Source organism: Pseudoalteromonas sp. MQS005, assembly GCF_001661605.1.
In the GTDB taxonomy this organism is placed as follows: Bacteria; Pseudomonadota; Gammaproteobacteria; order Enterobacterales; family Alteromonadaceae; genus Pseudoalteromonas; species Pseudoalteromonas tetraodonis.
On the sequence record NZ_LYRQ01000003.1, the window covers coordinates 140125 to 164676 of the forward strand.

Consider the following 24552-nt stretch of genomic DNA (forward strand, 5'->3'; position numbering starts at 1 on the left):
CTTGGCTTTTTAATTTTAATTATTATTAACCACCTAACAAGCTTAATGCAGCCTGCGGTAACTGGTTTGCTTGTGACAAAATAGTAGTACCTGCTTGTTGCATGATTTGGTTTTTAGTCAGGGTTGCTGTTTCAAGCGCGTAATCTGTGTCTTGAATACGGCTACGAGAAGCTGACACGTTTTCAGATACGTTTGCAAGGTTGGCAATAGTAAAGCCAAAACGGTTTTGTACCGCACCTAAGTCAGCTCGCTGTGCATCAATTTGCGCCAGTGCAGCGTCAATCGCTTTAATAGCATTTTGAGCACCTTCCGAAGTCGAACCAGAAATATCCACACTCTCAATACTTGTTAGCGAACTAGTACCACCTGTTGACTGTATTGCTGCCGTACCTGTACCAAATAACTGATTTGCAGTTGTACCTGAAATACCAATTTTATTTGCTGATGATAAATTTAACTCTGCAGACACACTAAATGAATCTGCGACGGTTGTTACTGCAGTACTACCTATTGTAAAGCCACTTACATCAGTTCCAGTGATATCGATACCATCAACATCGGTTGCTTTAAATGCAATTTCTTTTGTTGCCGGATCGTAAATAGCATCATAACCAGCTTGCTGCATATCGCTAGTTAAACGCTCCATATCGCCACCGTAGGTACCTAAATCAAATGACTTTTCTAAAGCGCCATTCTTTTTAATTTCAATAACACCCGTACTTGATGAGGTAATACCTGCAAAACTCGTATCAATTTTGGCCTCTGCAACCACGCCTGCACCCGACTTATTAATTGTATCTGCAATTACAGCCGCACCGGACCCACCGGCAATAACAATATCTGTACCATTAATGTTAACTGTATCAGCACTGGTGCCATGGTTGGTTGCTAAGTTAACCGTTTGTACATCGCCAAGCCTAGTATTTGCATCTGCGGCGTTGCCTGGCCCTTTAATTTCATGCGCACCAATTGAATCTGCTGCTACATTACGTAAGCTTACATTAATGGTTTCATTCGCGTTTGCGCCCACTTGGAATTGTTTTGTACCAAAGGTACCATCAAGTAAGCTGGTGCCACCAAATTTGGTGGTGTCTGCAATTCGAGTGAGCTCTTGTTGCAGTGCACTGACTTCTTTTTGCAGGGATGCACGGTCAACCGCACTGTTTGAACCATTCGCTGATTGCAGTGATAAGTCACGCATACGTTGTAAGATGTTTGCAGACTCTTGCATCGCACCCTCAGCGGTTTGCGCCATAGAAATACCATCATTGGCATTACGCTGAGCAACTGTTAGGCCATTAACCTGAGAAGTTAGTCGGTTGGCAATTTGTAAACCTGCAGCATCGTCTTTTGCGCTATTAATACGCAAACCAGATGATAGTCTCTGCATTGAGGTTTCAAGTGCCATGCTAGATTTAGATAGATTGCGTTGCCCATTAAGTGATGCAACATTTGTATTTACGCTTAAAGCCATTTTACCATCTCCTAGTTTCAATCAGAATGTGGTTCAAAATATTTAAGCAAAAACCACACTTTCTATGACTAGCTAAATGCATTTGTTGTGCCAACTAATAAAAAAATATTAACCTTATGTTTTATAACAACTAAATAACATTTATTGAGGCTTTTAGTCAGAAGTGAGCGATTTTTTGACAGGAGATAAAAAGAGGGGTGACAGTTTTTTGCCGCTTCGTTAAGGCAAGTTATTACCTACTTTTCTCGTAAAGTAATAACCTGCCTTGGATGGTATTTATAAATAATCGAATAATGAAAGTTTAGCCAAGCGACCAAAAGTCGCTTGTGAAGCCTGTAAACCAGACTCATGTTTAGTAAGATCGCTGATGGCTTCAGCGGCATCAATCTCAATCAGGCTGGATCTATTTTCTTGATTATTAATATCCAGTGCACTGTTTGAATCGGTCACACGCTCAACCACATTCATCCGTCCACCTAAACCAGCTTGTGTAAATACAATCTGTTCACTAGCATTTTTAAGCTGAATTAAACCATCCGATAATGCTTGGTTAATTTGCGCTTCATCAAGTTGTTCGTCATTTAGGCTAATGATCAAATCTTCTAGTGTATTCAATACATTTTCTTTGCTTGGTTTCTCAAGGGTAAAATCAAGCTGCCCCGGTGCTACACCTTCAAGTTGAATTTCCATACCGGCAAATTCAATCGGCTCATCAGTTACTTCACCAGTCACAGGTGGTACAAGAGGATTACCATCACGTAATATCTCATACTGATCAGGCGATGAAGGGGTCGCACCAGGGATCACATTAACGTTATAGGTATTGATCGTTGGAGAAATAAGCGGATCTGGGTCTGAGTTATAATTATCTTTATGAAAACGATCAAACTCACCTTGATTTTGAACATAAACAGTTCCAGCGGTAATGCCGCCTGTTGGCGTTCCATCGTTTGAAACGACATCTAGTCGTGCATCTACGCGTTCAAATACATTGAAGCCATTATCGCTTGATTTGATCTCAACGCCTTTTGCAATGGTTACTTCGTGCTGTCCTTGATCGCCTTGGTATTCGTATTTGCCATTAGTGCTATTAAATGTATAAGTTTGAATATCGTCTTGATAGCCAGAGAAAAGGTATTTCCCCCCTTCAGATTGACTATTCATTAAGTTAAGCAGCGATTTTTGCAATTCTTTTAGTTCACTGGAAACCGAAGCCAAATCACCTTTATCTAACGAACCATTGCCCGCTCGTATAGTTAACATTTGCGCTTCTAAAATAGTGTCGTTCATACCTTGTAATAAACTTTCTTCGGTTTCTAAACGCCCTTTTAGCTGGTTAATATTCTTCGTCAGCTGCTCATTAGTTTCTATTTTATTGGTGTACAACATGCCCTGCGAAATAGCAGCAGGGTTTTCTGAGGTACTCAAATATTTTTGACCTGTCGTAACGCGCTCCTGCGCACCAGCTACATTTTGTTGATTCTCAAGTATTTTATTAATGTTATTTTGATACATTAAATTATTTGATAAACGCATAATTACCTCGCCGCACTCAGTAAAGTGTCAAAAATAGAACGTGCTGCAGACAGTACTTGAGCCGATGCAGCATAAGATTGCTGAAAACGCAGCAAATTAGCTGCCTCTTCATCTAAATTTACGCCGGATAACGATTCATACCAGGCTTCTGATTGCTGTGCTAAAGCATCAAATGCCGCCCCGTTGGTTTTTGCTTGACTGGTTACTACACCAACATCGGTTACTAATCCAGCATAGGCCTGGTTCAAGGTTTTATGATTATCGGCTGAGGCACTTGCTACCACATTTTGACGTACTAAGTCGCTATTTTGTAAGTCAGCGAGTTTTTGACCGTTGCGGTTATCATCAAAACCGCCTTCATTAAATTCTAAATTAAAGGTATCACCTGTAGCCGGTACCCCTTCAATATTAAAGTCAAAACCATAGCCATCATAAGGAGGCCCCGCTTGCGCCAAAATATTGTTAGCAGGCGGTGTAACCGTAAACGTGGTTGTACCATTACCATCAGTAAGTTGATATTCGTTAGCATTAGCAGTTTTAACAATGTTAATAGGACCATTTGCTAAGCCTAAAGGGTTTGTAAAACTGCCGGTAGTTACATCGCTCACATCACCCGGTGAAATAGTCCCAGTGCCTGTATTATCAAGCCCGTCTGCTGTTCTAATTGGAGAGGCCAATGCAATGTCTTCTCCTCGACCTGTTGTCAGCGATATATTGCCAGCCGCGCCACTATTAAGTTTTATCTGAAATTGATCACCGGCATTACCGGCTCCGGTTACGTTTAGCTCTAAACCAAACGACTCCCCGCTGGTGATTGCCGCAGAGTCAATAATGCCACTCGGTGGAATAACAGCTAACGATGCACTGCCTAAAGGCTCGCCTTTATTATCTATTGGCTGAATACTTACTTCGTTAGGGTTCCCCGTATAGGTGATCACAAAATCACTCGCTGGTAGTTCACTGCCTTTACCAGCTTCAACGGTTGCTGACATATTAGCTGTTCCGGTATTTGCTTGATAAACAAAAGCACTGACCGTTGGGATATCAAAAATATCTCCTCCAAGCTCACCGTTTGCATCCATTCCTAAACGGTTTTGCTGATTAAACGAATCAGCAAGCGCAATGCCCATCTGACCTATTTGATTTTGTGCAGGCACCAAAATATCGTCTCTAAATGCCAATAAGCCACCAATTTTACCTTTGAGTTTAGTGGGATCTATTTCTAATGGAACGGCTTGGCCACCATTTACATCTAAGCGTAACTCTTTAAAATTGGCATCGGGATCGCCACTAATCGAAAATAAGTTAAATGAACCATTTTGCATAACAACCGCTTCACCTGTGCCCATAAATACTTGTTTTTCACCATTAGGGCCATCGAGTGTTTCTATATCAATCAGTTTTGATAAATCACGTATTGCTTTATCACGCTCATTGTAAGCTGAGCTCGCATCTGCTTCGTTTTTAGTGCCATGAACACCCGCAATTTCTTGATTTAACGAACTAATACTTTCGATTAACGTATTCGCCTCTTCAGAAAATATTTCTAATTGCTCATTAACCACTGCTTTTTGCTCTGAAACAATACCTGCAAGCCGGTCCATTTGATCAATCAGATTTTGCGCATCACTCATCACCAATGAACGAGCAACCGTAGATGAAGGTTGGTTAAGTGCTTCTTGCACGTTGTTAAACATCGAGTTGATACTAGTTGATAAGCTGTTTGATTTTTCTGAAAAAATTTGATCAACCCGACTCGCCTCGCTAACAAATTGATCAAAAAAGCTTTTATTTGAGGTATCTCGGTTTAATTGCTTTTGTGCAAACTCATTTAATAACCGGTACGTTTGACCGCGGCCCACCTGATTATCAATCATGGTAGTAAATTCAGTGCGCTCTCGTACATACCCTTCAGTATTAACGTTTGCGATGTTTTTACTTGTCGTTTGCAATAACTCAGAGTTTGCTCTTATTCCTGAATTAGCAATATTTAATAAATTAAACGACATGTTACTCTACTCCTTGGCGGATAACGCTTGTGGCGATATTCTTTAACTCGTTACTGTTAAGCACTCTTTTTATTTTGTCTGCATAGTTAGGGTCGGTTGCATAACCGGCTTGCTGTAAAGAGTCTAAAAATTTGTGCGGCTTTGCTGTATTGTTTAATGCATCTTGATAACGGGGGTTCTGTGTTAAAAAATCCACAAAATCATTCACGCTATCTTTTATTGAGTCATACGCTCTAAAGCTTGCTTGCTTTTTAACTGCAGCGCCTTGCTCAAACTCTAAAGTGACCTTACTGGTTTTTTCGCCCTGCCAACTTTTATCTGACTTTATATTGAATAAATTATTTGAGCTATTGCCATCACCTTTTCTGATAATATGTTTACCCCAACCAGTCTCTAATGCTGCTTGCGCAACCATAACCGCCGGATTTAAACCAATTTTCTTAGCCGCTGTTTTTGCATGCTCCCACACGGTGCTTACAAATTCCTCAGCATTTTCAAATGTGCCAGACGCTATGTTTTGTTCGCTTTTTTCAGTTGAATCAACGAGCGGCACTTTTTCAGTGACCTTTTGGTTTTCTTGATGAGGTAAGGTGCTACCCGCACGTTGGTCACTAAAGAAATCTGACGTTGTACGAAGAACAGAGCCTGGCATAAAGTTTTTTCCATCTGGCGATAGTTGCTGCACAATTAAATCTGCAAGACCTAAAGAGCCATTTGATGAAAGCTCTGTAGCCATCTGTTGGTCGTGCATTTCTTCAAAAAACTTAACGCCACTAGCATTAAACGGGCTTTCTTTATCTTCAAAAGCCTCGTTGGCTTTACGCATACTTTTAAGCAGCATTTGGGTGAAAATAGCTTCAAATTGTGCCGCCGCTTTTTTTAACGCCGCTTTAGATGCATCGGTTGATGCATCACCGCTGTTTAAAGCATCTCGACGCAAAGAGTCTAAGTTGCCTAAATCAAAAAAGTTTTGCTTATCTAGATGATTTGTTTCCATCAGCTTTTTGACACAATAATTAATAATACCTAGTTAAATGCAATAATTGAGCCAAAAGAAGAGTAGCGATGAAAGGTTAAGGATGAAAGGTTAAGGGTTAAAGACCCTAGCCCCTAGGGCTTAGAGTCTTATAAAACTAAATTACAACAAGCTGACCGTTAATTGCACCGGCTTCTTTAAGTGCTTCAAGAATCGCCATTAAATCGCCAGGGGCAGCGCCAACTTCATTAATAGCACGAACTAAATCATCAAGGCTTACACCTGGGTCAAATACAAAAGCACGTGAATCATCTTGATTAACGTCAATAATACTTTGTTGGGTAACCACTGTTTCCCCCTCAGCTAGAGGATTTGGCTGCGCCACATTTTGTTGCTCAGCAATGGTCACAGTAAGGCCACCATGTGTAATTGCCGCAGGTTGTAATTTTACATTTTTTCCAATAACTATAGTGCCGGTACGTGAGTTAACAATTATTTTTGCCGAAGTATCTGCAGGCTTAAACTCTAAGTTTTCAAGAGTTGATAAATACGATACACGTTGCGAGGCATCACGAGGTGCAATAACGCGAATAGAAGCTGCATCGAGTGCTTGAGCGCTATTTGGGCCGATTAAATCATTTATGGTTTTCTCTAAACGTTTTGCGGTTGTAAAGTCCGGACGATTTAAATTAAAGGTAATATAATCGTTTTGCATAAATGGGCTTTTAACGGCACGTTCAACCGTGGCACCGTTTGGCACACGCCCTACGGTTGGCGTATTAATAACGACTCGGCTGCCATCTAGGCCTTCAGCACCTAAGCCACCAACAATTAAGCTCCCTTGTGCAATAGCGTATACATTACCATCAACCCCTTTTAAAAATGTTTGTAGTAATGTGCCACCGCGCAGGCTGCCAGCACTGCCAATCGATGACACAGTAATATCTATAGTTTGCCCTGGCTTTCTAAATGGAGGGAGTTCTGCATGAACCGCGACTGCTGCAACATTTTTAATTTTTGGCTTTAAACTCGCAGGTAGTGTAATACCAAAACTATTAAGCATGCCTTTAAAACTTTGCTCGGTAAAACGGCTTTGCTCTCCGGTACCCGGTAAACCAACAACCAATCCATAGCCCACTAATTGGTTTGAGCGCACCCCTTCGACCATAGACACATCTTTAATTCGCTCAGCACTGGCAGTAAATTGCCAGCCTAGTAGCACCATAAAACAAAAAACTTTAAAACCATTCATGTTGAATGTCCTCTAAAAGGGAAACAATGAGCTACTAAAGAAACGCGTTAACCAACCCGGGCTTTGTGCCTCTTGAGTTTGACCCTTACCTGAATACTGAATACGCGCATTCGCAATACGATTAGACTCAACGGTATTATCAGCATTAACATCTTGTGGACGCACTAACCCCTCTAAGCGAATAAATTCTTCACCGGTATTTAGCGTTAGCCATTTTTCACCGCGAATCACTAAATTACCATTTGGTAATACTCGCATCACGTTAACCGAAATATCGCCAACTAGGCTGTTTGATTGATTTGATTTTGAGTCACCTTTAAACGACGCATCACTACCAACCCCAAATTGAATACTATCGCCACCAATATTAACCGGTAAACCACCTAAACCAATAACAGGATCGAGGCTAGCATCTGTTTGTTTATCTGTTTCTGTTTTAGCCGCTTTTGTGGCTTGGGTTGACTCTTGCAATTTAACCGTAATGATATCGCCTGTTCTAAGTGCTTTCTTATCGGCATATAAGTCATTCGATAACTGAGTACTGAATAAAGAGCCAGTTGCTACCACTGGCTCCATATTAGGCTCAGGATACATAGGTGCATAGTAGGGATCGTCCTGCACTACTTCATTATTTTGTGTAGATACACAACCGCTTAACAGTAAAGTCCCTACTGCAAATAACATGATATTACGCATACAATCCCCCAAGACTATAATTGTTGATTGATGTAGCTCATCATTTCATCAACCGCTGAAATTACCTTTGAGTTCATTTCGTAAACTCGCTGAGTTTCAATCAAATTAACCAACTCTTCGGTCACATTTACATTTGATGTTTCAAGTGAACCTTGAATAATTGTGCCTAAACCTTCAACACCTGGGTTACCTTGAACAGGTGCACCACTTACTGCAGTTTCGGTGTACAGATTTTGCCCTATCGGCTCAAGGCCCGATGGATTAATAAAATCACTAATAGTAATTTGACCAATAACTACGTTTTCGGCTTGGCCTTTTATGCGCACCGATACTTCACCATCTTGTGACACGGTGATTGACTGTGCATCATCAGGCACGTTCATTTCTGGCTGAACAACGTAACCGGCACCCGAAGTAACCACACGCCCCTCACCGTCAGTAGTAAACTGGCCGTTACGCGAATAAGCAATATTGCCATCTGGCTGTAATACTTCGAAAAACCCAGGACCAGAAATCATCCAATCTAATGAATTTTCAGTGGTGAGCATGTTACCTTGGGAAAAGTTTTTCTGATTAGCGACAACCTTAGTACCCGCACCCAGCATTAAGCCTGATGGCATTTCGGTATCTTGCGATGAACGTCCGCCTGGTTGGTTAATATTTTGGTAGAGTAAATCTTCAAAAATAGCGCGGCTTTTTTTGTAACCTACAGTACTGGCATTCGCTAAGTTATTTGATATAACCGATATATCAGTTTGTTGAGCGTCAAGCCCAGTTTTACTTATCCATAATGCTGGATTCATAATAATATCCTCACGTTAAAGTTAAACTATGCGCATCAGCTGCTCTTGACGTTCGTCAATCTCTTCAGCTGTTTTCATCAGTTTTACTTGTAATTCAAATTGGCGTTGGTGATTGATCATATCGACCATTTCATGCACAGGATTTACATTCGACATTTCTAACGTGCCGCTCAGTACTTGAACATTAGCTGATGTTTCAACAGTTTCACCTGGCTTGGGCCTAAACAGACCATCATTGCCTTTTTCAAGCGTAGCGTTGTTTGCATCAATCACTTTTAGCCGATCAACTTCTTCTAAAAAGTTAGCCGGTGCGCCTTGAGGGCGAACTTGAATAGTGCCATCTTTGCTAAATTCTATTTTTTCAATGGGTACGGGTAATATGATTGGCCCGCCTTCGCCAATAACTTGACGACCATGACTTGTCATGAGCATGCCTTCGGCTGTGATATTTAATGTGCCTACTTTGGTATAGGCTTCATTTCCTGAGGCATCTTGAACACTCAGCCATGCGTTATCACTCATCGCTATGTCTAAGTCGCGACCTGTTTCAACAATACCCCCCGATGTCATGTTTGCGCCTGGGCGCTCCTGCATAGCAAAAACACGGGTCGGCAAACCTTCACCGAAAGCCTGCATTGATCGTGCTTGCGCAAAATCAGATTTAAACCCTGTGGTATTCGCATTTGCCAAATTATTGGCTTTAAGAGCAAGCCCTTGCAGGCTTTGTTTAGCGCCAGATGCCGCTATGTAGACCATTTTATCCATAACATCGACTCATTAAGAAATCTATACATGTGTAAATGCAATATAAGTGCCAAATTAAGTTTAAGTATGAATAAGATTTTAGGAGAGTAATAAAAAAGGCTGCACGTAGCAGCCTAAGTAAATCAAAATATGATTATCGGATCTGAAGGATGTTTTGTTGAATAGTTGAATTAACCTCAAGCGCACGAGAGTTTGCTTGGAAGTTACGCTGCGCACTAATCAAATCAACAAGCTCATTGGTTAAGTTTACGTTAGATTGTTCAAGAGCTGACGAATTGATATTGCCTAGTGTTCCTGAACCTGGCTCACCCGCGATTGGTTCACCTGACGTTAGACTCTTTTTCCAAGCAGTATCACCCACTTGCTGTAGACCTTGTGAGTTCGAGAAACGCACCATAGCGACTTGCCCTAAGAAAGTTGAATCACCATTACTGTATGACGCTACGACTTTTCCATCGGTACCAATATCAATACCTGCTAAGCGACCAACCGTCGCACCATCCTGCTCAAGTGCTTTTACCTCAAAGCGACTTGCATATTGAGTAGGTATTTTATTTGTTGTAGCAGCTTGATCCCGCCAATTTATCTCTACATCAACAGGAAAGCTTGCACCATTTGAAAGCAAGTCAGATAACCCTGCAGCAGCTCCTGCACCACCTGGCACTGTTAATGGGTTAAATGTATTACCTGTGTTCGCAATACCATTAGTATCTTGCGGAAGACCACTAGAATCAAATTTAAATGTGCTTATTGGTGTATAGGGAGCCACCGTTTGCTCTACACCATTAGTATCAAAGGATTTACCGTCTAATGTAGCATGCACATCCCATTGATTCTCATCGCCGGGAACGCTGGGGTCATTTTTAACAAAGAAAAATTGAATTACATGAGGTTCACCTAATGAGTCATAAACCGTTGTTGAGGTCGATGAATTGTAAGTCGCACTCTCGGCTGGATCAAAAGGAAGAGTTGGAGAATCTACTCGTGAATCAAGGTTAAATGAACTATATACAGTTGTTGTTGCACGAGGAGAACCAGACGAATCAGGAATTTGTAAAGCAGAAGAAGTACTAAGACTTACAGAAGTCGTATCTCCTGTTGCTTCATCGACAGGAAAACCTTGTAAATAATTGCCTTTAGCATCAACAACAAAGTTATCTTTATTAAGCTTAAACGCGCCTGCACGAGTGTAAGTAAAATCTTGAGCGCCTAAATCTTGACTCATGGCAAAATAACCCTCACCCGTAATCGCTAAATCAAGTGAGTTATTAGTAAACTGCAACGAGCCTTGGTGAAACTGCTGGGCAACCATCGTGGTTTGCACACCATCACCATTTTTGGTTTTACCTGCGCTAAATACCGATGATGCGTACACATCAGCAAATTCGGCGCGAGACTCTTTAAAGCCCGTGGTATTTACGTTGGCAATGTTATTGGCGGTAACATCTAAATCTTTTTGTGCGGCAGCAAGGCCTGTTAATGCAATATTGAAGCTCATAATTAACCTCTAACCTAAAAATATTTAGCCTATTGGCTAAAAAATACATAAAATCTATTACGCGATTTCTGCGACATCAGTCAGCCTAACCGCACCTTCTTTAGTATTAATAATAATGCCACTTGAGCCATTAATATTAACACTCTCAATATTTTTGAATGTAGCTATAGGAAGGCTAGAAAACTCACCATCCGTGCTACCCTCTGCTTTAATATTATATTCACCAGGTGGTAGTCGTTCACCAGTCTCATTGGTACCATCCCATGCAAAGCGGATAGCCCCTGCAGGCTGAGTGCCTAAATCAATAGTTTTAACCAACTGCCCTGATGCATCTTCAATGCGAATCATTAAACTATCGACTGGTTTTTCAGCTAAAACAGAACCTTTTGATTCACCCGACTCATTAAGCTCAAGTGTATTCGACTCCAACAGCGCTTGTTTGCCAACCAGTGTTGATGCTTGCAATGCCGAATTTGATGTCATCGACGCGGCTAAAGACTCAAAGTTAGAGTTTAAATTTGAGATCCCTTCGGCCATGGTAAAGTTTGTCATTTGTGCAATCATCTGATCGTTATCAGCTGGTTTGCTTGGATCTTGAAAAGACAATTGCTGTGTTAACAACGAAAAGAAATCTTCTTGGGTTAACGCATCACTTTCTTCTTTTTTTGGCACTTGCTTATCTTGCCAACGTAAAGAGTCCATGTAGGATGAAGAAGTACTAATATCGTTACTCATGAGCTACCCTCAGTTACCGCTGACCTAACAGCAGTGTTTTACTTAACATTTGCTTAGCTGCATCGGCAACTTGAACATTTGTCTGATAAGAGCGAGAAGCAGAAATCATATTTGCCATCTCCTCAACAACATTCACGTTGGGTTTGTAAATATATCCATTTTCATCCGCACTAGGATGATTTGGGTTATATTCGATTTGTAGTGGTTTATTACTTTCAACCACTCCTAACACTTTTACACCAACGGCAGAGCCCTGTGGGTTGCTTGCTGACGCTGACGCTTTTGTAAGCTCCGCAGCAAATACAGGTTGTCGCGCTCGGTACGTCTCATTTTGTGAAGAGCTAATTGTATTGGCATTAGAGATATTACTTGCCGTGGTATTTAATCGCACGTTTTGCGCGCTCATACCAGAACCAGCAATATCAAACACATTATATAAACTCATAATTAGGCTCCTTGACTACCGAGGGCTTTTTTCAGGCCTTTAAATTTACCATTAAGAAACTGGACACTGGCCTGATACTCCATAGCATTCTGTGTATACAAGTTCCGTTCCACTTGTATATCAACAGAGTTGCCATCACCTGTATCTGTTTGATTTGGCGTACGAAATAGTTCATTACTACCTACACTACGGGTACCACCGGCAATGTGTTTTTCATTGGTTCTTACCATGGTATTGCCGCTTAGTTGGTTGGACTTTGCCGTTTTTAATGCTGAGGCAAAATCGATATCTTTTGCTTTATAGCCGGGCGTATCAGCATTTGCGATATTAGTAGCGAGCATTTCTGCTCTTTGCGAACGGATCAACATCGCATGCGGATGCACGCCTAATGCTTTATCAAAACTGATAGCCATAACTACCTCCAAAAAATTGACTCAGTACCGATAAAGCAATAAATGAGCCAGCAGTGAAAATAGTGATGATAAAAACAAAAAACGACGCAATAGGCGTCGTTTAGAGTAGGGATAATATATTAATGAAGGTCATTTCTTTTGATAAATGATACCAGGGTTACAACGCACCATATCAAAGTCAGTACTTAAACCAGACATAGACTCCGACGCACCTAAAAATAAATACCCCTTAGGGTTAAGTGCTTGAGAGAATTGTGCAATTATTTTAGCTTTCACCTCAGGTGAAAAGTAAATTAAAACATTACGGCAAAATATAATATCGAACTTACCCATTAAGGCGTACGAATCGAGCAAATTTAAATGCCTAAAGCTCACTTGCTTTTTCAATGAATCAACCACTTGTGCCATACCATTGCCGCTGTCTTTAAAAAACTTTTTACGACGTTCAGCAGAGAGTCCGCGAGCCAATGCCAATGCATCATATTCAGCATGTTTACACATATCAAGCATGGTATTTGATATATCTGTACCAATTATTTGTGCACCCATTTTTAAAACACCAGGGCTGCTGGATTGAAACTCAGCAACCGACATCGCTATTGAGTAGGGTTCTTGTCCTGATGAGCTCGCCGCAGACCATATTTTTAATGGCCTATTTAACGTTTTAAACTCAGGGAATAATCTGGTTTTAAGTAACTCAAACGGATACTGATCTCTAAACCACAATGTCTCATTGGTTGTCATGGCATCAACAACGGCTGCGCGCAACTGGCGCTCATGCACACCGAGAGTTTTACTTACCAATTCAGACAACGATTCAACATTAAATCGAGACATTAATGGTGCCAAACGGCTCTTTACCAAATACTGCTTATTTTCACCTAAAACAATACCGCACTGTTGTTCTAAAAATAAGCGAAATTGATCGTATTCGTTTTGCTGCAAATCTTTATTAGTCAAATCAATAACACCTATGTTTATTAATCACGATGAACCCATTTATTAACGGCTGTTGCAAGCTCGTCTGGGTTAAATTTTGCAATAAAATCATCTGCTCCTACTTTTTCAATCATCGCTTGATTGAAAACACCACTCAATGATGTGTGTAAAATCACATGTAGTGGCGCAAGTTTAGGATTAGCTTTGATTTCTGCAGTCAGCGTGTAACCATCCATTTCTGGCATTTCTACATCAGAAATGAGTAGCCCTACTCGCTCTGTAATATCATTTACGCAATCGAGCTCTGCAATTTCTTTTAATCTTATTAAAGCTTCTTTACCATTTTTAGCCAACTCAGTTGTTACACCTAATGGTTCCAATGCTCGTTTTACTTGATTTCGCGCAACAGCCGAATCATCAGCAATAAATACTATTCTCTCGCCTAAATCTTTTTGTATATTACCTTGCGAGGCGACATCATCGCTCACGGTAGTATTAACTGGGCAGATTTCGTTTAAGATTTTTTCTACGTCGAGTATCTCAACGAGCTCATTTTCAATTTCAGTGACGGCTGTTAAATAAGAATAACGACCCGCTCCTGACGGCGGTGGCATTATTTTTTCCCAGTTCATGTTAACTATACGTTCAACACCACCTACTAAGAATCCTTGCACTGTACGGTTATACTCAGCAATTATTATAAAGCCATCTTCGATGCTTTTTATTGGGCGCCCGCCTACGGCCATAGATAAATCAATCACCGAAATAGTTTGCCCACGAATATGTGCTACGCCACGGATATAAGTGTTAGATTTCGGCATGCTAGTCAATGGAGGGCATTGAAGAACTTCTCTTACCTTGAACACATTAATACCAAAGCGCTGACGCCCATTAAGCTTAAATAACAATAATTCCAAGCGGTTTTGCCCAACCAACTGTGTACGTTGGTTTACTGAGTCTAAAATGCCGGCCATTTAAATCTCCTAAGAAAACAAATATAAGGAACGATAATTGCTTTCAATTAATAAAGCGTCATAACACAACGGGGGCGTCTAAATTCTGACGCAAAATATTTATACCCTGTTTGCAACCATAAGCATAGTCGAAACATTATGAGTTTGTTAAAAAAAACCAGAAGATACAGTGTTTTTTATTTTCTTGCTAGCCTCTGCTTCGCTTTGCCACTAAAGGCACAAGTATTTAGTAAAGAGTTATTGCAAGAAATGGCTGTATCTTATGTTGCTCAAAAAGCAGTGACTACAAATGATAACAAAATACAGTTTAGCGCATTACCGTTAGATAGCCGCATTCCCGATCGCCAATGTAATTCTGAGCCTGAGCTAATAACGCCAAGTGAGCCTCCCTTTAATCGCCAAGTCACTATTCAAATAAAATGTAACGATAGTGACAACTGGGCACAGTACGTTCATGTCAGAATCACTGAATCAGCACCTGTTGTAGTTGCAACTACCAATTTAGCACGAGGTGAAGTGATTACTCCATCCCATTTAAGTATTGATATGCGCCCTGCACACTTTATCAGAGCGCAGTACCTTGAAGATCCAACGGCTCTTATTGGTAGTCGTAGCAAACGCAACATCCGTGAAGGAATGCCCGTTTTACTTAATCAAATATGTATGGTGTGCAAAGGTGATTCTGTTACAATTTATGCTAATATCAAAGGGTTAAGAGTGAAAACGACGGGTATTGCATTAGAGGATGGCACCTTGGGCGAGCAAGTAAGAGTAGAAAACAAAAAGACAGGTAAAGTTTTAAATGCGCGTGTAGATGGTGTAGAGTCTGTGCAAGTAAATATTTAATATAAATTTATGCTAAAGTATCTTTAATAAATGCCGATATAAAGGCATCAGTTGGGCAATATACGGATTTTTATTATGGTCGGTCAAGTAAATAAATCAAATCAACAACCGAGTGTTTTAACAAACACTCAACAGCAAAAAGTTGATTTAAAAAGAGATAATGCAAATACACAGGCGGCACAAACGCCTTCACCTAAAGCTGCCAGCGATTCGGTGAGCTTAACACCGCAAGCTAAGCAATTAAAATCGTTACAAGAGAAAGCACAGCAGTCTTCTGGTTTTGATAGCAACAAAGTTGCTGAGCTTAAAAAAGCGATTACTGAAGGTAATTATCAAATCGACAGTGAGAAGCTTGCCAAAAATCTAGCAGACTTTGAGTTTAACGTTTATGGCTGATCACAATAGTTTAATTACAATTAAACTAAATGAGCAAATTACTTGCTTAACAAAACTGAGCGAGTTACTCACTCAGGAGCTTACTGCGATTGCATCTCGAAGAGGTGAAGGTTTAAAAGAAATTGCCCAACAAAAAATGTCTTTTTTAACCAGTATAAGCACCCTTGATAAAGAACTCAGCAAACTGATTGCCAGTAATGATCAGCAAACAGATGAAAACGCTGACTTAATAAAGCTAACTCGAGAAAAGCTTGAGCAGTGTCAAAAACAAAATGAAGTTAACGCTCACGCAGCGCATCAAGCGCAGTTAAGTGTAAAGCAATTAAAGGGGATTTTAATTGGCGCACCTTCGTCTATGACCTACGATCAAGCCGGTAGCGTAGTTAATACTGACAACAGCATTGTGCGTAACCTAAAAGCCTAAAGAATACTCATAAAAAAACGCCTAAACGAATAATCGTTTAGGCGTTTTTTTATGAGTAATAATTTGTCGGTTAGTAATAACTTGTCGCTTAGTAATAAGTGACTTTTTTCACTTCCCGTGGTTTTATCTCACCGATGTACAAGTCGTGTACGCGCTTCATATTAAGCTCAAGCTCAGTAATATACATATCATTAACGGCATAAGTTTTTATAATTTGCGCGCCTTTTATAATACCTTGCACTTTACTCTGTAAATAATCATCTTGGGCAACAGAGCCTGCGACGGTTGTGCCAGCGGTAATTTTTTGCCCGTACACTTGTTCCGTTAGTTCGCGGTATGCTTCTAGCTTGGAGGCTTTAATTGCCATAAGCTGTTTTTGAGTGTCATTACTTCCCGACTGCAAACTAATGGGCGCGTACCCTATTGCTTTTAATACAGGGTAATTATTTGGCTCAACATATTTATATTCAACGTGCTTATCAAATATATTGCTACAACCGCTTAACGTTAAGCAGCCTAATGTGATCATTAATGGCATTACTCGCATCATATAGGGCCTTTAAAAACTAATTAAACTCAGTTATGCACGTTTAATGCCAGTGATACCTATATTCTGTAACAACAAATAATAGTGGTACATTACTTGCTGAGACTCATTAACGCTAACGTTTAATTGGAGTAAGAGTATGAAGTCGTTTTTAAAAGCAGTATTGGCAGGATTAAGCACCACTGCTGTATTAACGTTTTCACCTTTTACTCACGCTCAGTGGTATGAGTCTACAGGCCATGCGGTTATTCAAAATAGCGACATTCCCGGTGCAAAGGCCGCTGCAATAAAAGATGCGATTACCCAAGCCCTTGTATTCTCTGGTGCGCGGGTGAGCTCGGTGCAAACACTTGTTGATGGTGTTTTAACCCAAGATCAGCTAAAAATAAGTAGCCAAGGCGAAATTCAAAAAATAGAGCTTGTCAGTGAAAACCGCAGTAGTGATGAGTTTGCAATTACCTTACGCTTAGATATCTTTGCGCAAACAGAGCAATGTCCACAAAGTAACTTTAATAAGTTTATAGCCGTCACGCAAAGCCAATTAACAAATCGTGAACAAGCGAGAATGGGTCAAATATTTGACATTAACAAAGCAGTCAGTAAAAACATTTATACCTCGTTGCAAAAATCAAAAATGAGTGCAATACCCGTTGCCTATTTCAACAAAGCTATAAAGGTTGATACCTACTTTAATCAACAGCATGACTATTCAAACAGTCAGTTAGAAGAAATTTCATCACGCAGCAACGCGCAATATGTGCTGTTAAGTCAAATAACCAGTTTATCTACCAGCGATAAACTCAATAGCGACTATGCGTTTTGGCAAGATGAAAGCTATCAGCGCCACTACCAAATAGAGTTTAGCTTATTTAATGGCACCACTTATGAGCCGTTATGGCAAAATAGCTATCAAAGCCAAGCAATTTGGCCATTTGAAAAAACAGCCATTATTGATGTAAATAGTAATCGGTTTTGGCAATCACCTTTTGGCCAAAGCATTAGTGATATAAACCAAACCTTAAGTTACGACCTACAAGCTGCCATGGCCTGTCTACCTACTCAAGGTAAAATAATGCATATGGAAAACAATAAATTAGTGATTAATTTAGGTAAGGCTCATGGCTTAGAAAAAGGCCAACAACTGAGTATTGCCCATCATAATTATTTAACCGACGCACAAGGCAACACTATGCCGCATACCATCACTACACTTAACCGTATACGAATTGAGCAGCTTTATCAGCACAGCGCTATTGCCGTTAGTATTAATGATCAGCCTTTGCCGGGCGTACAAATTAATGACATTGTAGAGATTGCCGAGCAATAGCCGCATGTAAAATGCTAAAGCGCCTCGCTTAGTTTAGCCCTTAAATTAGAGTGGGCGCTTAACCACTGAGCCAATTGCTCAACCCCAGATAAGTGCGGGTAATGCTTTCTACATGCAAATACAATATTACGTTGTTGATTAGGAAAAATAGGCAAATAATGAATACCCACTCGTGGTATTGCTGCAAGTTTTGGCACAAATGTAATTCCATCATCCATCGCCACCAGCGCTAATAAAGTCTCAAGGCTATTTCCTTGATACTGGCTGGAAACATCGACTCCTGCCGAAAAACAAAATTGCTGGGCTTGATCTTTAAAGCAATGGCCATCACTTAACATTAATAGGTTGCAACCTTGCAGGTCTTGCAGTGCCACTTTTTTATGCTTACACAATGTGTTATCGCTTGATACGGCAACTAAAAAGTCTTCTTTATATAAATCAATGGTATGGTAACTTTTAAGTTCAGGTACATCCGCTAAAATTGCAAAGTCGACTTCACCACTTTCTAGCGCAGCTAAAATAGTGGTTGTTTGCATTTCAATAAACGAAAACTGGCTATTTATAAACGATGCTTTCATTGATGTTAGTAGCGTAGGTAATAAATAAGGCGCAATCGTTGGAATAATACCAATGGTAAGCTTGCCCTGCAGTGGTTCATTAGATGTTGCTGCCAGCTCTTTTAATATTTGTGTTTGCTCTAGAACGACAGCTATTTGTGTCAATAAACGTTCACCTTTGGCAGTTAAGGTAACGTGCTTGGTAGAGCGATCAAAAATAATAACACCCAATTCTTGCTCAAGCTTTTTAATTTGCCCGCTTAAGGTAGGCTGGCTTACAAAACAGGCATCGGCCGCTTTACGAAAATGCTTATAGTGGGCAACCGCTTTGACATACTCTAAATCTTTTAAGTTCATATTCACACTCAACCTGATAGTTTACATCTATCAGTTTAATACAAACAAACGATTGGAACTATATTTAAATACTCGCCATAATGGCTATCAACAAATCAAGAGGAACTAAAAAACATGTTAAACAATATTGAAGGTCAAACAATCCCAAACGTAACATTCGCAACGCGTCAAAACGACGAATGGAAATCAGTAACTACAGACGACATTTTTAAAGGTAAAACGGTTGTTGTATTTTCACTACCAGGTGCATTTACACCTACGTGTTCATCAACGCACTTACCACGCTATAACGAACTAGCTGGCGTACTTAAGCAAAATGGCGTTGATGACATTGTTTGTGTATCAGTAAACGATACGTTTGTAATGAACGCATGGGCTGAACATCAAGAAGCGCAAAACATTACCTTACTACCAGATGGTAACGGTGAATTTACCGACGGCATGGGCATGTTAGTTGATAAAAACGATTTAGGTTTTGGCAAGCGCAGCTGGAGATACTCTATGTTGGTTAAAGATGGCGTAGTAGAGAAAATGTTTATTGAGCCAGATTTACCAGGCGACCCATTTGAAGTATCAGACGCTGACACTATGCTTGATTACATCAACCCAACTCAAGTAAAACCAGAAGCAGTTACTCTATTTACTAAGCCTGGCTGTCCTTTCTGTAAAAAAGCAAAAGAGCTACTTACAGCTAAAGGCTTTGCATTTGAAGAAATCGTAATGGGCGCTGGCGCATCACTTACCAGCCTTAAAGCGGTATCGGGCCGTGAAACCGTACCACAAGTATTTATTGGCGGTAAGCACATTGGTGGCTCAGACGACCTAGAAAAATACTTTGCTTAATTAAGTAAATAAAACAGGGGCTGCAACGCCCCTGTTTACTAAAGGAAAAACACTATGAAAGAATTGCAAACCGACGTTGTTGTTATAGGTGCAGGTACCGCTGGTTTAAGTGCCTATCGTAATGCTAAACAATTTACTCAAAACGTACTTATGATTGAATCAGGCCCATACGGTACAACCTGCGCACGTGTTGGTTGCATGCCAAGTAAATTATTGATTGCCGCAGCAGAAGCCGCCCATTCAATAGAAATGGCCCCTGCCTTTGGTGTTCACAGCTCAAAACCGGTTATTGACGGTAAAGCCGTTATGGCACGAGTAAAAAGTGAGCGCGATCGCTTTGCAGGATTCGTAGTAGAAGCGGTAGATGAAATACCTAGCGAAGATAAAATTCGTGGCTATGCACAATTTTTAGACGCCAACCGCGTACAAATAGACGACCACACCATTATTACTGCCAAACGCTTTGTAATTGCAACGGGTTCACGCCCTTCTTACCCAGGCGTATTTAATAACTTTGGCGACCGACTGATTATAAATGACGATGTATTCGACTGGGATGATTTACCAGAATCAGTAGCCGTATTTGGCCCTGGCGTTATAGGCCTTGAAATTGGCCAAGCGTTGCACAGATTAGGAGTAAAGGTAAAACTATTTGGCGTAGGTGGTGCCATAGGCCCATTAACCGACCCCGTGGTTAAAGATTACGCTAACACTGTATTTGCAGAAGAATTTTATGTTGATACCGACTCAAACGTATCAGACATGAAAAAAGTAGGTAATAAAGCAGAGCTAACCTATACCGACAAGCAAGGTGTTAAACATACTAAGCAGTTTGACTATGTACTGGCTGCAACTGGGCGAGTACCAAACACCGATAAGCTAGGGTTAGAAAATACCGGCATAGAGCTTGATGAACGTGGCGTACCAACGGCCGATGCCCATACTATGCAATGTGGAGACTCACACATATTTATAGCTGGTGATGCCAGTAACATGCTGCCGCTGCTTCACGAAGCATCTGATCAAGGAACAATCGCAGGGCAAAACGCAGGCCGCTACCCTCAAGTGCGTGCTGGTTTACGTAGAGCTAAAATTGCCGCTGTGTTTAGCGACCCACAAATTGCCATGGTTGGTGAAAGCTTTAAAGAAATTAGCCAACGTTTAGGAAGTTGTGATTGCTTTGAGATAGGCGAAGTTAGCTTTGAAAACCAAGGTCGCAGCCGCGTTATGCTAAAAAACAAAGGGCACATGCGCGTATATGCCGAGCACGGTACCGGTTTATTTTTAGGTGCTGAATTTATAGGCCCACAAGCAGAGCACATTGCTCATTTATTAGCATGGGCTGTACAAAACAAAATGACTGTACCACAAATGCTTGATATGCCTTTTTATCACCCTGTTATTGAAGAAGGCCTACGCACTGCACTGCGTGATTTAAACGCTAAATTAAAATTTGGCCCAGACATTATTAACCATTGTATGGAATGTGGCCCAGGCGCATAACACATTACTCATACACACTTACTACTCAAAGCCAAAACTGTTGTTTTGGCTTTTTTGTGTTAAAAACTGGTATATAAAATGGAGTTTAAACTGCTACACTCAGATTAATAAACAAACAAAAATGGACCGAAAATGAGCAATAATAAATATAGACTTGTCACTCGAAGCGATTTTGACGGCCTAGTGTGTGCCGTATTACTAAAAGATTTAGATTTAATCGACGATATTTTATTTGTGCATCCAAAAGACATGCAAGACGGTAAAATAACCATTACCAGCAACGACATTACCACTAACCTCCCTTATGTTGCCGGTTGTCATATTGCATTTGATCACCACTTGAGTGAAACCGTTCGTAACGCAAGCGATATAAAAAACCACATTATTGACCCAGATGCGCCCTCTGCAGCACGCGTTGTTTATGATTATTATGGCGGTGCAGAGAAATTCCCTAATATTTCAACTGACATGATGGAAGCGGTCGATAAAGGGGATTCTGCACAATTTTCAAAAGATGAAATTTTAAACCCAACAGACTGGGTACTGATGAACTTTATTATGGATGCGCGCACAGGACTTGGCCGTTTTCGTGAATTCAAAATTTCTAATTACCAGCTGATGATGAAGTTAATTGACGCCTGTAAAGATCACAGCATAGAACAAATACTAGCAATGGAAGATGTTGCCGAGCGTGTTGCTTTATATCACGAGCACAACGCACAAGCTAAAGAGCAAATAGACCGCTGCTCATCAGTACACGACAACTTAGTGGTCCTTAATTTAACCGAAGAAGAAACCATTTACGCCACTAACCGCTTTGTTATTTACGCCATGTTCCCCGAGTGTAATATTTCAATTCATAAAATGTGGGGGCTTAAAAAGCAAAACGTGGTGTACGCCATTGGTAAATCAATCACCAACCGCAGCTCAAATACTAATGTTGGCGAGTTATGCCTTAAATACGGCGGCGGCGGCCATTTAAATGCCGGTACTTGCCAAGTAGACACTGACAAAGCCGAAGAAGTATTGAGCGAGCTTATTGCTACAATTACCAGTGATGGCTGAGTTATAGCCTCGGGGTTCGGGGTTCGGGGTTCGGGGTTCGGGGTTCGGGGTTCGGGGTTCGGCAAAGTATTTTATAAAGTGGGCTAATTGATAGCTCGCTTTTTTATTATGCAGAATTTAATGGTAGGTTACTTTGAGCAAAAGCGAACAATTAAAAATTTTAATGTCTGAAGCCCAGATTTGATAATCCTTTTTTTCTTCACCACTTTACTTCATTACTTTGTTTAAGCCATTTATCAAGTACAGTCTCTAATTTAGCTAATTGCTCTGTATGTTTCTCTTGATTCTTAGCTAACTTAGCTATGTTTTGTAGTTTCCAGCGTATAGCTGGCAGTTCTGCTGCATCAGGATAGTCAAACTTTGTCCAATCAGGATCCCCTTGTTTGAATGACAACAAAAATGAGTGATCTCTTTCTGTGAAATGAGCTTGTAATGCAGCTACCATTGCAGGCCTTATAGAAGTTAAGTCTTTTAATTCAACGGGTTTAAAGGTCATGCCATCAAACTCAGCTCGAAACTTCACATCAAGAGGTTGCCAGTTAGGAGCCATAACCTCATTGATAGGTCTTGGGTGGCTTAGTACATAAGTAATAAATCCAACAAATATATCTCGAGAAATACCTTCCTCCGCAAGTAGCATACGAACATCAAACAGGTCGCGAGGGTGCTGGCGATCCATGGCTGCACATAGTTTCCCCCCATAGAGATCGGGCAGACTAACGACTGGAACCTCGGCATAACCAAACTCTTCTTCGACTGATTCTTGCACAGGTAAGCTATCCGGCTTATGCAACGTACCTCTTGCGACTGGAGAGACCTCGATTTTAATTGTTGCGTTAGAACTGGTAACAACTATACGCAGCTCATCTACTTTTTGATCCTGTAACACAGCACTCGTATCTGGTTGAGTATTAATTAAATCGGTAATGCGTTGCAGCGCAGCTTTTACATTTGCTAGCGCTTCATCTCTAGGCTCCAGAGGAAGATAAGCAAGGTCAATGTCCACGGACAGGCGTGGAAAGTCTCTTACAAATAAATTGATAGCTGTACCGCCTTTAAGTGCAAATGAAGGCTCTGTCGCAACTACTGGTAACATTCTAATCAGCAATGAAACTTGCTTGTAGTAAGGGCTCTCTCTATCCATTGTTTGGCTCTTGTTGTTTTACACTTAATATTTCTGGCACAGTGATTTGATAACGCTCATCAAATCGCCCTTGCTCTACCACCTGACGCTTTCCTGAACCTAATGCAATCTTTATTTCATCAATGCGCTGAATCCATTGATGGCCATGATAATGACTCAAAAACAAAAACACTCTATTGGTTTGAACCGAGCTACTACGTTCAAGAAGAGATTGCACTTTTCTAGGACTCAGATTTACAAGCCCTTGAAAAAGCTCTGCTGCATGCTCAAACGAAATTTGCTTCCCGATTGCATCAACAACTTCGTAAGCTGCAAGCTCAGGACAACTCGCTTTTAGCTCTTTTCCTTTAACCGTAATCATTTTTAGGTCTTTTTCAGGGACAACTTCAAGCTTATGGTTACCACTATAAAACCAATTTTGATTGGGAAATTCACGAAACCACTTAGGTAATGATTGTTTGTTCTTCACCCCAATCCAAACTTGTTCTTTGCTTAGCTGTAAATAGTGGCCCAGACCTTGATGAGTCAAGCTGCTTAACCCTGCCAGATGAACAGGATGGTTTAACTGTATGTTCATTGCTTGTAAAACTCCTCCCCAATCAGGCTTAACATCATCATTTGCGCTTGGGCGATAATAAACGCCTGAAGATAATTTTCTCAGCCAACCACTCTGCGCATATTTTTGAGCTAAGGAGTAACTAATTCCGTTCTCAGTCAGCCATTGCTGTAGAACAAGGGCTCCTGGATATGTATGGGCAACCAACCAGTTTATTTTAGATGACATTTTTATACCTAAAGTATGAATATTACTATTTTAGCAAACTCTTGGTTTACAATATTTAGAATTGTAACACTTTTAGTGTTAAAAAAAACAACTGTATAAACTTAAATAAGGAGGGAGGTTACTCCTCTTAGAGGCAGGGCTAAATGTTCACAAAGCTATTACGATGGTGAATGATCTGCTTTAATCAAACAGGACACTTTAATAATGGAATATAATCCAATTATTGAGGTGTTAAATGACAAAA

At 40.6% G+C, this 24552-nt stretch carries 25 protein-coding genes; 7 read left to right on the forward strand and 18 right to left on the reverse strand.

Annotation, left to right across the window (positions count from 1 at the left end):
* Nucleotides 1-25: 25 nt before the first annotated feature.
* The 14 genes from A9479_RS02755 to A9479_RS02820 all read right to left on the reverse strand — a co-directional run bounded on the left by A9479_RS02755 (nucleotide 26) and on the right by A9479_RS02820 (nucleotide 14515).
* Entirely contained in the window at nucleotides 26-1474 is a 1449-nt protein-coding gene (locus tag A9479_RS02755) for a flagellin (protein WP_064662636.1), read from the reverse strand.
* Between the two features lie 276 nt (nucleotides 1475-1750).
* The gene (flgL, locus tag A9479_RS02760) at nucleotides 1751-3010 is read right to left on the reverse strand and encodes a flagellar hook-associated protein FlgL (RefSeq protein WP_064662637.1); all 1260 of its coding nucleotides are present in this window, start codon (nucleotides 3008-3010) and stop codon (nucleotides 1751-1753) included.
* A gap of 2 nt (nucleotides 3011-3012) precedes the next feature.
* A complete protein-coding gene (flgK, locus tag A9479_RS02765) occupies nucleotides 3013-5019 on the reverse strand; it encodes a flagellar hook-associated protein FlgK (RefSeq protein ID WP_058155111.1) in 2007 nt (668 codons plus the stop codon).
* A gap of 1 nt (nucleotide 5020) precedes the next feature.
* Entirely contained in the window at nucleotides 5021-6016 is a 996-nt protein-coding gene (gene flgJ, locus A9479_RS02770; protein ID WP_064662638.1) for a flagellar assembly peptidoglycan hydrolase FlgJ, read from the reverse strand.
* A gap of 136 nt (nucleotides 6017-6152) precedes the next feature.
* A complete protein-coding gene (locus tag A9479_RS02775; RefSeq protein ID WP_008113075.1) occupies nucleotides 6153-7247 on the reverse strand; it encodes a flagellar basal body P-ring protein FlgI in 1095 nt (364 codons plus the stop codon).
* 12 nt (nucleotides 7248-7259) lie between these two features.
* Nucleotides 7260-7943: a flagellar basal body L-ring protein FlgH gene (gene flgH / locus A9479_RS02780; RefSeq protein ID WP_013465588.1), complete on the reverse strand. Its 684-nt coding sequence runs from the start codon at nucleotides 7941-7943 to the stop codon at nucleotides 7260-7262.
* Between the two features lie 14 nt (nucleotides 7944-7957).
* Nucleotides 7958-8746, reverse strand: a complete 789-nt coding sequence (gene flgG, locus A9479_RS02785) for a flagellar basal-body rod protein FlgG (RefSeq protein ID WP_013465589.1) — start codon at nucleotides 8744-8746, stop codon at nucleotides 7958-7960.
* A gap of 21 nt (nucleotides 8747-8767) precedes the next feature.
* Nucleotides 8768-9511, reverse strand: coding sequence for a flagellar basal body rod protein FlgF (locus A9479_RS02790; protein ID WP_064662639.1), 744 nt, complete (start codon nucleotides 9509-9511; stop codon nucleotides 8768-8770).
* Between the two features lie 133 nt (nucleotides 9512-9644).
* Nucleotides 9645-11009 (reverse strand): flagellar hook protein FlgE, encoded by a 1365-nt coding sequence (gene flgE / locus A9479_RS02795; protein WP_064662640.1) that lies wholly within the window; start codon nucleotides 11007-11009, stop codon nucleotides 9645-9647.
* Between the two features lie 57 nt (nucleotides 11010-11066).
* Nucleotides 11067-11744, reverse strand: coding sequence for a flagellar hook assembly protein FlgD (locus A9479_RS02800; RefSeq protein ID WP_064662641.1), 678 nt, complete (start codon nucleotides 11742-11744; stop codon nucleotides 11067-11069).
* 13 nt (nucleotides 11745-11757) lie between these two features.
* A complete protein-coding gene (flgC, locus tag A9479_RS02805; protein WP_013465593.1) occupies nucleotides 11758-12189 on the reverse strand; it encodes a flagellar basal body rod protein FlgC in 432 nt (143 codons plus the stop codon).
* A gap of 2 nt (nucleotides 12190-12191) precedes the next feature.
* Entirely contained in the window at nucleotides 12192-12602 is a 411-nt protein-coding gene (gene flgB / locus A9479_RS02810; protein WP_013465594.1) for a flagellar basal body rod protein FlgB, read from the reverse strand.
* A gap of 129 nt (nucleotides 12603-12731) precedes the next feature.
* Nucleotides 12732-13562 (reverse strand): protein-glutamate O-methyltransferase CheR, encoded by an 831-nt coding sequence (locus A9479_RS02815; RefSeq protein WP_013465595.1) that lies wholly within the window; start codon nucleotides 13560-13562, stop codon nucleotides 12732-12734.
* Between the two features lie 20 nt (nucleotides 13563-13582).
* Nucleotides 13583-14515, reverse strand: a complete 933-nt coding sequence (locus A9479_RS02820; protein WP_013465596.1) for a chemotaxis protein — start codon at nucleotides 14513-14515, stop codon at nucleotides 13583-13585.
* A gap of 138 nt (nucleotides 14516-14653) precedes the next feature.
* Here A9479_RS02820 and flgA point away from each other — a divergent pair, with 138 nt between their 5' ends.
* The 3 genes from flgA (at nucleotide 14654) to flgN (ending at nucleotide 16181) form a co-directional block, all read left to right on the forward strand.
* Nucleotides 14654-15361, forward strand: a complete 708-nt coding sequence (gene flgA / locus A9479_RS02825) for a flagellar basal body P-ring formation chaperone FlgA (RefSeq protein ID WP_016899218.1) — start codon at nucleotides 14654-14656, stop codon at nucleotides 15359-15361.
* Between the two features lie 75 nt (nucleotides 15362-15436).
* A complete protein-coding gene (gene flgM / locus A9479_RS02830; protein WP_013465598.1) occupies nucleotides 15437-15757 on the forward strand; it encodes a flagellar biosynthesis anti-sigma factor FlgM in 321 nt (106 codons plus the stop codon).
* Nucleotides 15750-16181 (forward strand): flagellar export chaperone FlgN, encoded by a 432-nt coding sequence (flgN, locus tag A9479_RS02835; RefSeq protein ID WP_013465599.1) that lies wholly within the window; start codon nucleotides 15750-15752, stop codon nucleotides 16179-16181. The genes flgM and flgN overlap by 8 nt, the downstream gene beginning before the upstream one ends.
* 88 nt (nucleotides 16182-16269) lie before the next feature.
* On the opposite strand, the gene A9479_RS02840 is transcribed toward flgN, so the two are convergent.
* The gene (locus tag A9479_RS02840; protein ID WP_010387855.1) at nucleotides 16270-16728 is read right to left on the reverse strand and encodes an LPP20 family lipoprotein; all 459 of its coding nucleotides are present in this window, start codon (nucleotides 16726-16728) and stop codon (nucleotides 16270-16272) included.
* Nucleotides 16729-16867: 139 nt separating this feature from the next.
* Here A9479_RS02840 and A9479_RS02845 point away from each other — a divergent pair, with 139 nt between their 5' ends.
* Entirely contained in the window at nucleotides 16868-18055 is a 1188-nt protein-coding gene (locus tag A9479_RS02845; protein WP_013465600.1) for a flagellar assembly protein T N-terminal domain-containing protein, read from the forward strand.
* Nucleotides 18056-18069: 14 nt separating this feature from the next.
* Here A9479_RS02845 and A9479_RS02850 read toward each other — a convergent pair whose 3' ends face one another.
* Nucleotides 18070-18969 carry a LysR substrate-binding domain-containing protein gene (locus A9479_RS02850; RefSeq protein WP_064662642.1) on the reverse strand — a complete coding sequence of 300 codons (900 nt, stop codon included), beginning with the start codon at nucleotides 18967-18969 and terminating at the stop codon, nucleotides 18070-18072.
* Nucleotides 18970-19083: 114 nt separating this feature from the next.
* Between A9479_RS02850 and A9479_RS02855 the strand changes: the two genes are divergently transcribed.
* The 3 genes from A9479_RS02855 (at nucleotide 19084) to A9479_RS02865 (ending at nucleotide 22380) form a co-directional block, all read left to right on the forward strand.
* On the forward strand, nucleotides 19084-19812 hold the full coding sequence (locus A9479_RS02855) for a glutathione peroxidase (protein WP_008466566.1): 729 nt from the start codon (nucleotides 19084-19086) through the stop codon (nucleotides 19810-19812).
* Between the two features lie 54 nt (nucleotides 19813-19866).
* Nucleotides 19867-21315 carry a dihydrolipoyl dehydrogenase gene (locus A9479_RS02860; protein ID WP_064662643.1) on the forward strand — a complete coding sequence of 483 codons (1449 nt, stop codon included), beginning with the start codon at nucleotides 19867-19869 and terminating at the stop codon, nucleotides 21313-21315.
* A 132-nt stretch (nucleotides 21316-21447) separates the two neighbouring features.
* Nucleotides 21448-22380 (forward strand): hypothetical protein, encoded by a 933-nt coding sequence (locus tag A9479_RS02865; RefSeq protein ID WP_064662644.1) that lies wholly within the window; start codon nucleotides 21448-21450, stop codon nucleotides 22378-22380.
* A 199-nt stretch (nucleotides 22381-22579) separates the two neighbouring features.
* Here the strand turns inward: A9479_RS02865 and A9479_RS02870 are convergent, their stop codons facing one another.
* Nucleotides 22580-23524, reverse strand: a complete 945-nt coding sequence (locus A9479_RS02870; protein WP_064662645.1) for a nucleotidyl transferase AbiEii/AbiGii toxin family protein — start codon at nucleotides 23522-23524, stop codon at nucleotides 22580-22582.
* Nucleotides 23517-24308 (reverse strand): type IV toxin-antitoxin system AbiEi family antitoxin, encoded by a 792-nt coding sequence (locus A9479_RS02875; protein WP_064662646.1) that lies wholly within the window; start codon nucleotides 24306-24308, stop codon nucleotides 23517-23519. The genes A9479_RS02870 and A9479_RS02875 overlap by 8 nt, the downstream gene beginning before the upstream one ends.
* Between the last annotated feature and the right edge of the window lie 244 nt (nucleotides 24309-24552).

Coding starts and splice junctions, on each gene's coding strand:
- A9479_RS02755 (WP_064662636.1), bottom strand. CDS start 1,474: ATGGCTTTAAGCGTAAATACAAATGTTGCATCACTTAATGGGCAACGC.
- flgL (WP_064662637.1), bottom strand. CDS start 3,010: ATGCGTTTATCAAATAATTTAATGTATCAAAATAACATTAATAAAATA.
- flgK (WP_058155111.1), bottom strand. CDS start 5,019: ATGTCGTTTAATTTATTAAATATTGCTAATTCAGGAATAAGAGCAAAC.
- flgJ (WP_064662638.1), bottom strand. CDS start 6,016: ATGGAAACAAATCATCTAGATAAGCAAAACTTTTTTGATTTAGGCAAC.
- A9479_RS02775 (WP_008113075.1), bottom strand. CDS start 7,247: ATGAATGGTTTTAAAGTTTTTTGTTTTATGGTGCTACTAGGCTGGCAA.
- flgH (WP_013465588.1), bottom strand. CDS start 7,943: ATGCGTAATATCATGTTATTTGCAGTAGGGACTTTACTGTTAAGCGGT.
- flgG (WP_013465589.1), bottom strand. CDS start 8,746: ATGAATCCAGCATTATGGATAAGTAAAACTGGGCTTGACGCTCAACAA.
- A9479_RS02790 (WP_064662639.1), bottom strand. CDS start 9,511: ATGGATAAAATGGTCTACATAGCGGCATCTGGCGCTAAACAAAGCCTG.
- flgE (WP_064662640.1), bottom strand. CDS start 11,009: ATGAGCTTCAATATTGCATTAACAGGCCTTGCTGCCGCACAAAAAGAT.
- A9479_RS02800 (WP_064662641.1), bottom strand. CDS start 11,744: ATGAGTAACGATATTAGTACTTCTTCATCCTACATGGACTCTTTACGT.
- flgC (WP_013465593.1), bottom strand. CDS start 12,189: ATGAGTTTATATAATGTGTTTGATATTGCTGGTTCTGGTATGAGCGCG.
- flgB (WP_013465594.1), bottom strand. CDS start 12,602: ATGGCTATCAGTTTTGATAAAGCATTAGGCGTGCATCCGCATGCGATG.
- A9479_RS02820 (WP_013465596.1), bottom strand. CDS start 14,515: ATGGCCGGCATTTTAGACTCAGTAAACCAACGTACACAGTTGGTTGGG.
- flgA (WP_016899218.1), top strand. CDS start 14,654: ATGAGTTTGTTAAAAAAAACCAGAAGATACAGTGTTTTTTATTTTCTT.
- flgM (WP_013465598.1), top strand. CDS start 15,437: ATGGTCGGTCAAGTAAATAAATCAAATCAACAACCGAGTGTTTTAACA.
- flgN (WP_013465599.1), top strand. CDS start 15,750: ATGGCTGATCACAATAGTTTAATTACAATTAAACTAAATGAGCAAATT.
- A9479_RS02840 (WP_010387855.1), bottom strand. CDS start 16,728: ATGCGAGTAATGCCATTAATGATCACATTAGGCTGCTTAACGTTAAGC.
- A9479_RS02845 (WP_013465600.1), top strand. CDS start 16,868: ATGAAGTCGTTTTTAAAAGCAGTATTGGCAGGATTAAGCACCACTGCT.
- A9479_RS02850 (WP_064662642.1), bottom strand. CDS start 18,969: ATGAACTTAAAAGATTTAGAGTATGTCAAAGCGGTTGCCCACTATAAG.
- A9479_RS02855 (WP_008466566.1), top strand. CDS start 19,084: ATGTTAAACAATATTGAAGGTCAAACAATCCCAAACGTAACATTCGCA.
- A9479_RS02860 (WP_064662643.1), top strand. CDS start 19,867: ATGAAAGAATTGCAAACCGACGTTGTTGTTATAGGTGCAGGTACCGCT.
- A9479_RS02865 (WP_064662644.1), top strand. CDS start 21,448: ATGAGCAATAATAAATATAGACTTGTCACTCGAAGCGATTTTGACGGC.
- A9479_RS02870 (WP_064662645.1), bottom strand. CDS start 23,524: ATGGATAGAGAGAGCCCTTACTACAAGCAAGTTTCATTGCTGATTAGA.
- A9479_RS02875 (WP_064662646.1), bottom strand. CDS start 24,308: ATGTCATCTAAAATAAACTGGTTGGTTGCCCATACATATCCAGGAGCC.